General features: G+C 57.9%; 14 protein-coding genes. 6 read left to right on the forward strand and 8 right to left on the reverse strand.

Going from position 1 to position 12772, the window contains the following annotated elements; translation table 11 throughout:
• The 5 genes from NTX71_03755 to NTX71_03775 all read right to left on the reverse strand — a co-directional run.
• Positions 1-475, reverse strand: a 475-nt coding sequence (locus tag NTX71_03755; GenBank protein MCX6339018.1) for a PQQ-binding-like beta-propeller repeat protein, incomplete at its 3' end; no start/stop codon positions are given.
• A gap of 595 nt (positions 476-1070) precedes the next feature.
• Entirely contained in the window at positions 1071-2375 is a 1305-nt protein-coding gene (gene tolB / locus NTX71_03760) for a Tol-Pal system beta propeller repeat protein TolB (protein ID MCX6339019.1), read from the reverse strand.
• A gap of 260 nt (positions 2376-2635) precedes the next feature.
• On the reverse strand, positions 2636-3484 hold the full coding sequence (locus tag NTX71_03765) for an energy transducer TonB (protein ID MCX6339020.1): 849 nt from the start codon (positions 3482-3484) through the stop codon (positions 2636-2638).
• A gap of 8 nt (positions 3485-3492) precedes the next feature.
• Positions 3493-3939, reverse strand: coding sequence for a biopolymer transporter ExbD (locus NTX71_03770; protein ID MCX6339021.1), 447 nt, complete (start codon positions 3937-3939; stop codon positions 3493-3495).
• A gap of 18 nt (positions 3940-3957) precedes the next feature.
• A complete protein-coding gene (locus NTX71_03775; protein MCX6339022.1) occupies positions 3958-4641 on the reverse strand; it encodes a MotA/TolQ/ExbB proton channel family protein in 684 nt (227 codons plus the stop codon).
• A 196-nt stretch (positions 4642-4837) separates the two neighbouring features.
• Between NTX71_03775 and cmk the strand changes: the two genes are divergently transcribed.
• A complete protein-coding gene (gene cmk, locus NTX71_03780) occupies positions 4838-5524 on the forward strand; it encodes a (d)CMP kinase (GenBank protein ID MCX6339023.1) in 687 nt (228 codons plus the stop codon).
• Between the two features lie 10 nt (positions 5525-5534).
• Here cmk and NTX71_03785 read toward each other — a convergent pair whose 3' ends face one another.
• Both NTX71_03785 and NTX71_03790 read right to left on the reverse strand, forming a co-directional pair.
• Positions 5535-5867 carry a nucleoside triphosphate pyrophosphohydrolase gene (locus tag NTX71_03785; GenBank protein MCX6339024.1) on the reverse strand — a complete coding sequence of 111 codons (333 nt, stop codon included), beginning with the start codon at positions 5865-5867 and terminating at the stop codon, positions 5535-5537.
• A gap of 7 nt (positions 5868-5874) precedes the next feature.
• Positions 5875-7248, reverse strand: coding sequence for a LysM peptidoglycan-binding domain-containing protein (locus tag NTX71_03790; protein MCX6339025.1), 1374 nt, complete (start codon positions 7246-7248; stop codon positions 5875-5877).
• Positions 7249-7478: 230 nt separating this feature from the next.
• On the opposite strand from NTX71_03790, the gene NTX71_03795 reads away from it, so the two are divergent.
• The 5 genes from NTX71_03795 to NTX71_03815 all read left to right on the forward strand — a co-directional run bounded on the left by NTX71_03795 (position 7479) and on the right by NTX71_03815 (position 11568).
• On the forward strand, positions 7479-8204 hold the full coding sequence (locus NTX71_03795) for a DUF3786 domain-containing protein (GenBank protein MCX6339026.1): 726 nt from the start codon (positions 7479-7481) through the stop codon (positions 8202-8204).
• 218 nt (positions 8205-8422) lie between these two features.
• The gene (locus NTX71_03800; protein MCX6339027.1) at positions 8423-8695 is read left to right on the forward strand and encodes a hypothetical protein; all 273 of its coding nucleotides are present in this window, start codon (positions 8423-8425) and stop codon (positions 8693-8695) included.
• A gap of 120 nt (positions 8696-8815) precedes the next feature.
• Positions 8816-9499, forward strand: coding sequence for a deoxyribose-phosphate aldolase (gene deoC, locus NTX71_03805; GenBank protein ID MCX6339028.1), 684 nt, complete (start codon positions 8816-8818; stop codon positions 9497-9499).
• Positions 9500-9516: 17 nt separating this feature from the next.
• Positions 9517-10005 carry a hypothetical protein gene (locus NTX71_03810; GenBank protein MCX6339029.1) on the forward strand — a complete coding sequence of 163 codons (489 nt, stop codon included), beginning with the start codon at positions 9517-9519 and terminating at the stop codon, positions 10003-10005.
• A gap of 57 nt (positions 10006-10062) precedes the next feature.
• Positions 10063-11568 carry a phosphotransferase gene (locus NTX71_03815; protein MCX6339030.1) on the forward strand — a complete coding sequence of 502 codons (1506 nt, stop codon included), beginning with the start codon at positions 10063-10065 and terminating at the stop codon, positions 11566-11568.
• Between the two features lie 36 nt (positions 11569-11604).
• Here the strand turns inward: NTX71_03815 and NTX71_03820 are convergent, their stop codons facing one another.
• A complete protein-coding gene (locus NTX71_03820) occupies positions 11605-12306 on the reverse strand; it encodes a hypothetical protein (GenBank protein MCX6339031.1) in 702 nt (233 codons plus the stop codon).
• Positions 12307-12772: the final 466 nt, after the last annotated feature.

Consider the following 12772-nt stretch of genomic DNA (forward strand, 5'->3'; position numbering starts at 1 on the left):
CGTACACCGTGTCGGTTCCACTCAGCGCCGGGGAGGAAGATATATCACCGCCGGTCTCATAGCTCCACGAGAGCAGGCCGGTCAGATCAACCGCGCAGTAGAGGCGGTTGTCATCAGAGCCCACCCATACCGTGTCGGCACCCACTGCCGGCGCCGATGAAATAGGCTCAGCGGCAGCGTAGCTCCAGAGCAAGGTCCCCCCCGAGTCAACGCTATAGAATCGGTTGTCCCCGGCGCCCACATAGACGGCACCCACAGAACTCAACGCCGGAGAAGAGGAAATCTCACTGCCCGCTCGATAACTCCACTTCAGCACAGGGCTGAGAGGGCCTACGGCGGAGCTCTTACCCGTGCGCTGCGCGTCATTATGGAACATCGGCCACCAGCCGCTGGCGGGATAGGTGTAATGGAGAATGATGCACAAAGCAGTGAGTGCGAGGACAGTCAATCGGCAGCGAGGAATTGAGTGTTGCATACGCCCCCTCCTCTGTTTCGGTGTCTCAGAAACAAACGCCATCGAGTGCGCGGAGATTCCTGTACGTTCCTGTTACTTTCAGGTGTCACAAGGCAGCCCGCTTGATTTTGCCGCATGGCGTCCTGCCCTGGATAGCACGCACGCGCTTACTATGTGATATATATACACAATCCTTTCATCTCCGCAACACCACTAAATAATCCACAGATCACCCATATCAAATGCGTGCCGGTATCTGGATTGACATTATTTATAGCTTCGCAGCTTTACCATTTTGGGATAGGCAAAATTTCGTAACTTCTTGCAGTAGATACCCACGGGAATGCCGTGGAATTCTGCCCCTTCGGGAACGATTAAAGGCAACCCTTCTTAGCCTGCACTTGGGTTCTTCCAATATATTTTGCTAAATCCAAACATAAATGTCAATTATTATTTGCCATCATTTGCCATTACCATGCCCATTTTTACCCTCCTACGCAGAAAGCCACGGGCTTGCCCGTGGGGCTCCACAAATCTGGTTTAAAAAATAGAGAATTACGACATGGAGAAGAGATGCCGGCAGTGTGTGTTTACTGAGGTGGAGGGACGTGACCAACTATGGTGACCATGCGGGGGCTGAAAAATTCCCCTTGCCGTGCGTGATCTGGGTCGGCGCCTGCTCATAGACATCCATTATCCAGAGGTCGCGCTTGTGGCCCCGCTCAGAGCTGTAGACGACGTGGCGGCTGTCGGGCGCCCATGACGGATCCTCATCGCTGCCGCTCCTGGGGAGCGAGATCTCCTCTCGTGTCTTCATATCGATCATCCGCAGCTCAAACCCGCCCACCCGCGAGCAGTACGCGATTTTGTCTCCCTCGGGCGACCAATCAGGATTCGTGTTATAGCTCCCTTTGAAGGTGATGCGCTTCGGCTCGCTCTTTCCCCATGAGTCCATGATGTATATCTGCGGCGACCCAGTCGCGTCTGATACGAAGGCGATCTGCCGCGCGTCCGGAGACCAGCATGGCGATGACTCGACCCAGCTCGTCCGCGTCAGGCGCGTCAGGCTCCCGGATGCCATGTTCATCCGGTAGAGCTCGGGGTTGCCCGACTTGCTCAGCGTGAGCAGCATCTCCCGTCCATCGGGCGAGACGTCGCCGAAGGCGTTGAGGCCGGGGAAGGAGGAGAGAGCGCGCGCCTTCCTCGATGCGATGTCCATGATGAAGAGCTCGGGAAAACCACGTATAAAGGAGGTGAAGACGAGGCTCCTCCTGTCGGGGGTCCAGTCGGGGAAGAGAGAGATGTCCTTCCCGCTGGTGACCTGGCGGTAGGTTGTCCCGCCGAGCTCCATGATATAGATCTCCTTATGGCCGGTCATGTCCGAGACAAAGGCGATTTGCGAGCCGCAGAGGCCTACCTCGCCGGTGACCGCCTTGATGATGTCGTTGGCGATCGCGTGGATCATCTGGACGGCCGCGCCGGTATCGCCGTTGTAGGCCTTGGCGAGGATATTCTTGCCGTTGATTACCGAGTAGAGCCGGCAGGTGACGGAGAGGGAATCCCCTCGCGCCGCGTAATCCGCCTTGAGCACCATTTCGGCTCTGAGCGTCGCCCACTCCTTCAGGTTGATCCGCCCCGCCGTGCGATCATCCCGCTCCACTTCGTCCACGAATTTCTGCTTCTTTACCGAGTCGAAGTAACCGGAGGCATCCAGGTCCGACCTGAGGAGCGTTGCGAGGGTCGGGGATAGTTGGGCGTTGTCGCCGCCCTTCTGTTCAAAAGAGGGGACGGCGATCACCGTCTTGCGCGCAAATTTCTTGGAGACCGTGATCCGGACCTCGGCACCGGCGCGCGGCGTGTGCGTGGAGATAGCCGTGGCCGCTGACAACAGCAGAAACATAATTCTCGTCGCAGTCTTCATGGAGTCTCTCGCGTAGAGGTGGCGTATTATACACCCTCGGCGGCGCGGAATGAAACAAAATCAGCGCGGCGGGGTAATGGGATAGTTAATGGGGTTTTGCCACGGATAGACACTGATTATTACGGATATTCGCTGATACATATTACAACTAATCCGTATATATCCGTAATCATCCGTGAGAATCAGTGGCAAACAACCTTGTTCCGCACCCCGTAACGGAGGTGCTACATGGCGAACATTTCAGATAGCGGATAAAAGCATTACGGCTTCTCTTCGAGGATGGGTACGAAGGTCATGCACACCTCGATCGAATCCCCCGTATAGTCGTCGGGAAGCGGCGGCATCGGCCCGGCGTCCTTGATCGCCTGGATGGCGGAGCTGTCGAGGACCTCGCTCCCCGATTTCCTCTCGACCACTGGGTTGATCACCCTGCCGTCTCTCATGATTCTGAATCTGACCACCACCGTCACTCCCTCTCTGTCGGCGGGCGTTTTGCTGGGCGGCTGCCATGTCTGGTAGATCAGGGAGGCGACGGCATCGTTGTAGGAAATGTTGGTGAAATCTCCCGTGTTGAGCAGCCCCGCGATTCCCTGTTCGGCCACCTTGACCTGCGAGGCGGGTTTGGTGAGCGCGTCCGCTTTGTCCGCCTCGACCCACTCCTTCGCGCCGCTCTCCTCGATCTTCTTGAGCTGCTCTTTTATCTTTTCCTCGATGGTCTTTTTGGGGAGGAAGGATTCCTTCGGGGGCGCCTTCTCCCCGGCGGGCTTTTTCTTCGCGGGCTTCTTCTTGGGGGCCTCTTCCTTTTTCTCTTTCTTTTCTTTCTGGGGAGGCTCCTTCTTGGGCTCCTCTTTCTTGGGCGCCGCCTTGACCGCTGCCCCCGGGGCCGGTGCGGTTTTCTCCATGGAGACCGGCGCGCCCTGTGTCTTCTTCATGCTGATGAGCCGGGGATCGATGAGATCAAAGGTGTAGATCTTGTGCTCGGGCTTTCTCGGGCGGCTGAAGAGGGCACAGGAGGGAATCCCGACGAGGAGCAAGAAACAGAGGGCGTGGCCGGAGAGGGAGATGAGGAAGTTTTGAACCTGCGTGAACCTGACGCCCTGGGCTTGCATGGCGCACACTATTTCTTCCGCTGCTTCTTCGGCGTTTCCGCCTTCGCGACCGTCGCCATCCCCAACTTGGTGATGCCCGCCTCGGTGATGCAGTCGATAACCTGGATGACACTCTCGTAGTTGAGCTCCTTGTCGGCGCGCAGAATGAGGGCGATGTCGGGCTGTCGGGCGGCGATGGACTTGAGCCGTGAGGTGAGCTCATCCAGCGTGAGGCGATCGCGGTCGAGGTAGATACGGGGACCGGTAGCGGTGTTCTTGACATTCACAGTGAGGGTCTGCGGCTCCTCCATCTTTTTCGCCGAGGCGGCGGGAAGGTTCACGTTGATGCCGTACTCGACGATCGGGGCGACCAGGAGGAAGAGGATGAGCATGAAGAAAATCACGTCAATCATCGACGTGAGGTTGATGTCGGCGAGGGGGGTGAGCCGTGTGCGTGCCGAATGTCTCCTTCTCATGGTGTGGCCGCCTCCCACTCAGTGTGCCAGGAGCCTTCTCCTGATTGCGGCGATGAATTCGGAGGCGAAATCGTCCATCGTTGCGCCGAGCCGCCTGATCCGGGACAGGAAAACATTGTAGGCGGCGACCGAGGGTATGGCGACGAGGAGGCCCACGACGGTGGTGATGAGCGCTCCGGCTATGCCCGGGGCCACGATGAGGAGAGAGGGGCTTCCCGCAGCGGCCATCGCGTTGAATGCGTTCATGATCCCCCACACCGTCCCCAGGAGCCCCATGAGGGGGCCGACCACCGCGGTGATGGCTAAGATAATCATAAGTCTTTCCATTAAGGCTGTTTCGCCGGAAATCGCGCGCTGGATGGATTCCTCCACTTCTTCAAGCTGGTATTCCGACAGGCCGGGATTCGCGAGCTCAAGATCGTCGCCGAGGTGGCGCCTGAGATCTCTCACGCCCGCCGCATAGATCCTGTAGAGCGGACAGAGGGAGGCCCTCTCTTTCGCAAAGTGGAGGGAGAAAATGTGCTCACGATCCCTGTGGTATTGATGCAGGAAGAGCTGGGAGTTTCTCTCGGCGGCCCTGAGGTACCGAACCTTGTCCAGTATGACGAACCAGGCCAGGATCGAGAGCGCGACGATGGCGAGCGTGATGACCTGCCCGACGATGTCCGAGGTGACGAACGTTTGAATTAATGTGCTATTCACGCGATCTGCTCTGTTGTTGAAAAAGGCGGAGCACTCCACTTTGGGGGGAAGGGGGCACTGCGTATTTTCAGGAGATGCTAGCGAATTCCGCGGCTGAAGTCAATAAGGGAATCCTGTCCGTCAGGGAATCCTGTCCGTCCCCATGCTTGCAAACGGGTCGGCCCCCTGCTAAAATTCAGCGCGAAAGGAGCAGGTAATGAAAAGGAAACTCAATATCGCTATTGATGGGCCGGTGGGATCCGGCAAGAGCACCGTGGCGCGGAGCGTGGCGCAGGAGATGGGGTACACCTACATTGACACGGGGGCGATGTACCGGGGGATCGCCCTCGTGGCGAAGCGAAAAGGGATCTCATGGGATGATCCGGCAGGAATGGCCGATTTCGCGGAAAAAACAAAGGTCGAGCTCCGGCCGGCCGGTGCGGAAGGGGTGACCTCTTTTGTGAGCGTGGACGGTCGGGACGTTTCCAGGGAGATCCGTGACACGGAGATCGGGCAGGGGGCGTCGAAGGTCGGCACGATTCCAGGGGTTCGGCGCGCCCTGGTTGCCATGCAGCAGCGCATGGCGGCAGCGGGAGGCGTGGTCATGGAAGGCCGCGATATCGGCACGGTTGTGCTCCCCGACGCGGAGCTTAAAATATTCCTCTCCGGCTCGGTTGAGGAGCGGGCGAAGCGCCGTTTCCTTGAGCTCCGGAATAAGGGGAAATCGCCGGTCGTGAGCGACGTGATTGAAGAGGTGAGGGCGAGGGATACGCAGGATTCGACGAGAGCGGATAGCCCGCTTAAAAAAGCGGACGATGCCGTGGAGGTCGATACCACGGAGATGACAATTGAGCGCGTCGTGAAAGAGATTGTCCTGCTCGCGCGGGCAAGGGGGGGCGCGTGAATCCCTGGGCTCAGGGCTCTTCAGTGTATTCGAGGAATAGTCTCTTGCTGAATCCCCCGCGCGCGCGGCGCTTGCACCTGACCAATCCCTGGAAGCGCTTCGCCCTCACCCCGAGCGCGCCGCGGAACGCGTCAACGAGCTCCTGGAGGTCGATCAGCTCGTTGAGCAGCGGTCCCTCTCCTCGCGCCCTATAGAGTTCATCCGCTTCTTCACGGATCTTCGCTTTCAGGGCGCGCGCGTACGCAGTCGCAGTCAGCCTCCGCGCCTTGCAGGAGCGCCCCTTTCCTGAAATGAGCGCGGGGATTCGGTCCCTCACGAGTTTGTTGTAGTAGTGTCGGGACACGGGGCGCCTATTTGCGTGAGAGGTGGATCATGTCGCCCACCTTGAGCGCGCGGGGATCCGCGATGTTGTTCTCCCGCGCAATCCGCGCCATTGCCTCTCCGTTTCCCAGCATGCGCTTGCAGATGAGCCAGAGGCTGTCGCCCTTCTGCACCGTGTAGGCGATTCGCCCATCGGCCTTGCCCGGCGCGCCGGGAGCGGCAGCCTGTACCACTGGTTCCATCTGGATGAGATTCTCTTCAGCCTGATGCCGTTCCGGCTCTTTTGCGGTGTGAGCCGGAATCTCCCGCGGTGGCGATGCGTCGTCGTTCCCGCCTGCCGTGCTCCCGGTAATGGAGATCGGAGAGGGCAGGGAGGCGGCCTCTGCCCGGGGTGTGTGTGGCTGCTTGGTTTTTATTGAAAGGACACAGATGAGAAACACGCTCAACCCCGCGCACACCCCCCGGAGCATCTGCTGCGTTGTCCTGAGTCGGTGGAGCTGCGCCTGAACGGTGCGGTAGGAGAGATCCTTCTCCTCGATATTGTGTTCGAGGATGCGGATGCGGACGTCAATGCGGTCGGAATCCGGAGTGTCTGCGGAAAGCTCCTGGGCGAGCGCCGCGCAGGACACCGGGCTTCCCACCTCGCCGGTCTCACGTGCATCGCCCGGGCTGTCCTCGCGATGCTCCTGGAGCGATCCGATCTGCTGCTCGAGCTCGGCAATCCTCTCCTCGTATCTCCGGCGGGACTCTACGTCTCTCTTGAGGACGGCGTCCATCTCATCCCTGAGCTGGTCGAGCTCTGCCTGGAGCTGCGCCCTCTCTGCGACCACCCCTTCCAGATCAGAGCGAGTGAACACTGTCTCGCTCGGGCCGCAGCCGGCGTCTCCACTCCCGGCGGATTCTATCTGTTGCGTTGCGGTCGCGTGCCGGTCGAGCTCCCGCCGTGCCTCCCCGAGGAGTCGCTCCTTCTCCTCGAGCTGTTCCTCGATCGCGACGATCCTTCGCTCGGTTTCTCCTCTCTCCGCAGCGCGCGCTGCTTCAAGGTCACTGATCACGCGCTCCTTCTCTCCGGGATCGGTGGGCGTCTCCTCCCCATGACCCCCGGAGAGGCGGCTCTGGAGCGAAGCGATTATTTTGTCTTTTTCGTCGAGTTCGTCAGCCATTCCGGAGAGCTTATTCCTGCCGCTCGTCTCGATATCCTTCATCCGGGCGCGCAGCTCGATCGCTTCACTTTTTTTCTCTTCCAGTTCCCTGATGAGCTGGTCGGCAACCGATTCACCCGTCGCGCCGCCGCCGCCGCTATCCGGCATTCCGCGCATCTTATTCAGCTCTTCTTCCTTGGCGGCGAGCAGGAGGCGCAACTGCTGAATGATGGTCTCCTGGTCCTGGTAAAGTTCTTCCATGATGACACTCCTCCTTCGTAAGAAAATACACGCAGGAGTAAAACAGGTAAGCGGTGTGGGGGCACCGATCTGAGTGAGAGTGAGATGATCCTTTGATTCTATGTGGGAATGTATCATGTTCCCGAATTTTATGCAAGGAAAATAATTTATTTTTTTTAGCGCCACAGCCCCCTGCTATAATGGCCTGGTGAAGAAACCGGCCCTTACTCCCTGCCGCGTGGGGGCAACAGATGTGGGTTGCGGGGGGGCCTACTGCCTCGGCCGCGTTTCTGTTGATCGCTGATTCCCCGATCGTTCTGGAGGGCAGAACAGTGCATGGGAGTGGGCGTAGTGATGATGCGGGCGTGCGCGGCCTGAGGTTGCGAATTGAATGGCTGCGCTCCGCCCTGACCGGCGGTGATCCTGCAACGATCGCCGCGCGCACGGGCGCGGTCTATTGCCCGCGCGGCCCGGGCGGAGGCGAGCTGCGCCTCATGGTGTGGGGCCGCCCGGTCGCGGTCAGTGTCCCCGAGTTCACCGCACGTGATGCGGAAACCGGCAGGAAGGCGGCGCTCGACATTGAGGCGCTCCTGCTGTACTACTTCCACGTTTCGGACGGCGCCGGGGAGGAGGACCGATGGATTTCGTTCTCTGAGCTCCCCGACGGGACGTTTTACCAGGCGGCGTTCCAGGGATATACGGGGGAGGCTCTCACGCGGGCATTCGGGAACGATCTCGATGCGTTCGCGCGCGCCGCGGAGCATCTCGGCGGAAGACGCTTAACGTTTGGCGATTGCTCCTTCTCGTTCGCTGCGCTGCCGAAGGTCCCGCTGGCGGTGGTCTACTGGCGCGGCGATGAGGAACTCGGCCCATCTGCGAAACTCATCTTCGACGCCTCGGTGAGTCATCACCTCCCCACCGACGTGTGTGCGATTCTTGGTGCGACGCTGACCCGCCGGCTGACAGGGGTGAAATGATGCTGATGGTGCGCGCAAGAGCGTGGCAGCCGCGTCAACAGGTAGTGGTTCGCGATAGCCAGTCTCACCCTTTTCGATAGATTATAATGCGTGCGTGGTATAAAATTCATTCCGGACGTCGGCGGCGGATTTCTGTTGCCCTGTAGGGAAACGGGCGCGATGATTCGCTCCTGATTCTGCCGCTGCTCAATCAACCGTCAACTAAAAGGAGACACGCCATGGAACAGAAGATTTCCGAGGAAGAGTTCGTCATCAGGGCCGTTAAGAAACTCAGGAAACCGCCCTACAAGGGCATTCACACCGTGTACAGCGGATTCAATCAGGCGTTCCGCAAGTACTTCGATTCCGACCCGATTGCCGTCACCAGTAGGCTGGCGCAGGAGGGAAAAATAATAATTCGCCCCGTCAAGGGAGGAGTGATGCTCTATCTCCCGGAGGAGACCACTGAGCGGCCGGATCCGGAGAAGGTGTTAAAAGATATCCTCTCCTGATCCTGCGCGCGGAGGGGGATCTCTGGGTCTCCTGGCCCGGGAGGAGGGGGAGGTGCGCGGCAATGAGCCGCAACGGACGCGTGAGTGTCGGCTGCGGGCGCAATCAATCGGAGGCGAACCATGAAAAGACCGGACTATGACCGGGAGCTCGCAAAGCTCATCGATCATACGCTCTTGAAAACGGATGCCAAGAAAAGAGATTTCGACAGGGTCTGCGAGGAGGCGAAGAAATACCATTTTCGATCGGTCTGCGTCTTCTCCGGTGATGTCGAGTACGTGGCGGCGAAGTTGAAGGGGTCCGATGTCATTCCGATCGCGGTGGTAGGGTTTCCTCACGGCCAGATGACGCCCGTCGCCAAGGCGTTTGAGGCGCATGACGCGATCGTGAGGAGAGGCGCCCGGGAGATAGATATGGTGATCAACGTGAGCGCCCTGAAGAGCAGGCACTACATCCTCGTCTTTGAGGATATCCAGCAAGTGGTGAAGGCTTGCGAGGGGAGGCCGCTCAAAGTCATTATTGAAACCGCACTCCTTACCAATCCCGAAAAGATCTGCGCCTGCTGTCTCGCGAAGACGGCCGGCGCCCGTTTTATCAAGACATCCACGGGGAAAGAGGAGGGCGGTGCGACGGTCGAGGATGTGAAGCTCATACGGGAGGTGGTGGGAGACGAGCTCCTCATCAAGGCGAGCGGCGGCATCAAAACGAGGGAGTTCGCCTACGAGCTCATCAGGGCGGGCGCCAACAGGATCGGCACGAGCCAGTCGGTCGCGATTGTCACCGGAAAGGCAGCGAAGGGCGGATAGTGAACTATAGGGATCATATGATGAAACGGGCGTGCATCGTATTTCTCGCGGTCGGTGCGGTGCCAGTGTACTCGTCCGGCGTCCCGCCCCCAGGGAAGGCCGCGGGTGTAGGGCCATCGGCAGAGCGGCGGCGGGTAGGAGGGCCCTGCGAATACGCTGAGTACCGCGGGACAGCCATGATTGCGAGAGTTGAGCAGACGGAGCGCTCTCGAAAGCAGGCAAGGAATGTGGGTGGCGCGGGATATGAGGGGTACGAGATATGGTTCCGGTTCACGCCGGAGGCTGATATACGGGAGGAGTGGGCTCGTCCCGCCGCCGGGAAAGAGCATCTCCTCTGCCTCATGAACTCCTGGTATCCTGGCCCTCGATACCTGGAAAAGTACGGCATTAAAAAGGGGCGCAGCTATCGCTGCACGCTGATGGTGATAACGAAGGGAACCTGCACGCCCACCATATTCGAGTTTCCCGAAATCAGCCGCGACGACTATTTCGAATCGGCACGGTAGCACGTCGTCTACTTTCAACTTTACACTTTTGGCTTTACACTTTCGGCTGTAGTAACCATGCTCCTGGAAATCCACGGTCACTCATCGAAGCACTCGACATGCAGCTCAGCGCCCCCGCTCGAGCTCGTGCGCCAGGCGCGGGCAAAAGCCCTCCAGGGAATCATCATCACCGAGCACCACTATCTCTGGTCGGACGAGGAGCTCCTCACCCTGCGGAGAGAAGCGGAGGTCGAGAATCATTTCCTCATCCTCGCCGGCCAGGAGGTCGAGACCGATGTTGGCCATCTGCTCGTCTATGGAGCCTCCCGATCAATCGAAGGGGGTCTCCCCGTTGCTGAGCTTCGGAAGAGGCACCCGGAGGCCGCGCTCGTCCTGGCCCATCCCTACCGCGATGGCAGAGAAGTTCAGCCTGAACTGCTGATGGGCCCGTGCCTCGACGGCGTCGAAATCTTCAGCGGCAACCACTCGGTCAGGGAGAACTGCCGCGGCCTGCGCGACTGGCACCGGTTCAAGTTCACCGCGACCGGCGGCACGGACATTCACGCGAAGAGGCAGGGCGATCTCTACCCCACTCAATTCGACCACCCCGTGAGGGATATCGGAGGGGTTGCCGCTGAGATAAAGGCGGGCCGCTGCAGGCCGTTTTTCAAGGAGATCCCCAAATCCGGCGCCAGCCTCGAGGTCACCGAAATCACCATCGGCACCAAGGGGGAGGATGAGTTGCGCCCCCGTATTATCTTCAGAAAATATGACTCGCGGCAGAAATGGGAGAAGGCCGAGCGGGCGTTCGGCATCATGAAGGAGATCTACCGCCACGGTTTCGATGCGGGCCCCTTCAGGGTTCCCACCCCCATAGACAGGGAACCGGAGACGCTCACCCTCATCGAGCAGGGGTTGAGGGGAAAGTCGCTGTTCGAGAAGCTGAAGCTCGCCGGCCCGGCCGGGGGACGGGAATTCGTCGAGCTGTCCGCGCGGTGGCTCGCGCGACTGCATAACCTTCGTTTGCGCGTGACCCCCCTTGAAAAGTGCATGGAGGAGGAACCTGCCCGCCTCGAGCGCTACGTGAAGCACTTCTCCCAAATCAAGCACGCAATGACAGAAGCTGCGGGGAGGATCATGGATGAGGTACGCGCGCGCGGATTGCGCATCATCGCATCCTCGCCTGAGTCGGTCGTGCAGTGCCATGGGGATTACCATCCAAAAAATATTTTCATCGGGCAGGACATGGCGGAGGACGGGACGACGCAGTTCGTCTCCGCCATCGACTTCGAGAGCTCCCACATCGCCCCTCGGGCGTTCGACGCGGGCTGCTTCCTCGCGCAGTACGAAAATCAGCTCTATCCGATTCCGCGTCTTCTGGAGAGCTGCCCGGGGGAGATCTTCCTGCAGGCATACCTCGGTGCGTCCGAGAATCTCCCGGGGGAATTTCTCTCGCAGGTCAGTGTCTACCGCGCCCGGGCGGACCTGAGCATCGCTTCCTACCTCATCGCGGTGGGCAAGGGAGAGAGCGACGATCTGAAAAGGGTCATGCGCGACGCGGAGAAGGCGCTGTCAGCCGCGTGACGGCGCCAATAAACAGGACTTATCCGGCAGGGCAAACTACCACACACAATTACATCTAATATCCTTATAGTTTATTCCCAACTTCTGCCACATTGCTTTCGTCTCTTTGCATAAAGCAATTTTATTGTATTTATACTTTTTCTTCAGATAATCCATGATACTCGAGTACATTTTTAACCGAGTTGTTAAATCAACTTTCTTTCCCCAGTTTGATGTTTCTTTAAGGTAATGAACCCATGAGGTATCTTTCGTTCCATTTATAGTACTCTGTAAGCCTCGGAGAGACCCAAAAGTTATTCTTTCAGGCTTCATTACCGAAAATACGCTATCTATAAGTTCTTTGTAATACTTTTCCCAACCATCAACCGGCACCATCGGATCTATTCTTATCCTTACTTCGTACCCCGACTTGTGAAGCTCACCGGCCGCTTTAATTCTATCTGATACCTTCGGCGCCCTTTTTTCCCATAGCTCTGCAACGGGTATGGCATTCAAGGTAAAACTTACTATTACCTGTTTGTGTGGATTTATCTCCAGAAGATTCTTTATATTGTTTGATTTTGTGAGGAACAGAACTTTATGCCTATCCTGGGATTCAAATAACGGGATAATAGCTTTTGAAAAAACAGTTGCTCCATTCTCCATCATAAGAGAGTCGGCAAGCTCGCCGGTATTTAGTATCTCTGGCTCGCTCACCTCATCTAAAAATGTCTGCACATGCAGTCTAACTTTTTCCATGTCTTTGATAACCGGCTTGATACCTTCAGGCCTGAATCTGAAAGTGCCTTTCAGATAACACCATGAGCAATCAAAAGGACATCCATAAGCCCATTTTAGTTCTACAAAGTGCGGGCAAATAACATCAGTCGAGGCTCGAGGGAGGGGAGTTTTATCAAAGCGAGTGATAATGGACCCATCGTTAACTTGATGGATCAAGTGTTTAACTTTACCACTTAGCAAACGATAGTTCTTATATTTGACTCTGACTTTGCTATGAGCTGGCATTGCGAAATGTGAGGTTAAGAAAAAATTATAATAGTTGAATGGCAAAAAATAGTGTAATGGGTCACCCATCAAAGGCGCGGAGTCAATAGACATGATCTGGTCCCTCCCTCGCGCATGCGCGGGTTCAACTGCTTGCTCCGTTCACGCCAGCACTCGTGACTTGCCTGCTGCTCCATCCCGAGCCCGTTTCCTGCGCTCG

The sequence above is a fragment of the Candidatus Auribacterota bacterium genome, assembly GCA_026392035.1.
Lineage (GTDB): Bacteria > Auribacterota > Tritonobacteria > UBA1439 > UBA1439 > JAPLCX01.

What these genes read in the sequence shown, in the direction of transcription:
- tolB (MCX6339019.1), bottom strand. Translation starts at nt 2,375, where the DNA reads ATGAAGACTGCGACGAGAATTATGTTTCTGCTGTTGTCAGCGGCCACG.
- NTX71_03765 (MCX6339020.1), bottom strand. Translation starts at nt 3,484, where the DNA reads ATGCAAGCCCAGGGCGTCAGGTTCACGCAGGTTCAAAACTTCCTCATC.
- NTX71_03770 (MCX6339021.1), bottom strand. Translation starts at nt 3,939, where the DNA reads ATGAGAAGGAGACATTCGGCACGCACACGGCTCACCCCCCTCGCCGAC.
- cmk (MCX6339023.1), top strand. Translation starts at nt 4,838, where the DNA reads ATGAAAAGGAAACTCAATATCGCTATTGATGGGCCGGTGGGATCCGGC.
- NTX71_03790 (MCX6339025.1), bottom strand. Translation starts at nt 7,248, where the DNA reads ATGGAAGAACTTTACCAGGACCAGGAGACCATCATTCAGCAGTTGCGC.
- NTX71_03795 (MCX6339026.1), top strand. Translation starts at nt 7,479, where the DNA reads ATGTGGGTTGCGGGGGGGCCTACTGCCTCGGCCGCGTTTCTGTTGATC.
- NTX71_03800 (MCX6339027.1), top strand. Translation starts at nt 8,423, where the DNA reads ATGGAACAGAAGATTTCCGAGGAAGAGTTCGTCATCAGGGCCGTTAAG.
- deoC (MCX6339028.1), top strand. Translation starts at nt 8,816, where the DNA reads ATGAAAAGACCGGACTATGACCGGGAGCTCGCAAAGCTCATCGATCAT.
- NTX71_03810 (MCX6339029.1), top strand. Translation starts at nt 9,517, where the DNA reads ATGATGAAACGGGCGTGCATCGTATTTCTCGCGGTCGGTGCGGTGCCA.
- NTX71_03815 (MCX6339030.1), top strand. Translation starts at nt 10,063, where the DNA reads ATGCTCCTGGAAATCCACGGTCACTCATCGAAGCACTCGACATGCAGC.
- NTX71_03820 (MCX6339031.1), bottom strand. Translation starts at nt 12,306, where the DNA reads ATGGAAAAAGTTAGACTGCATGTGCAGACATTTTTAGATGAGGTGAGC.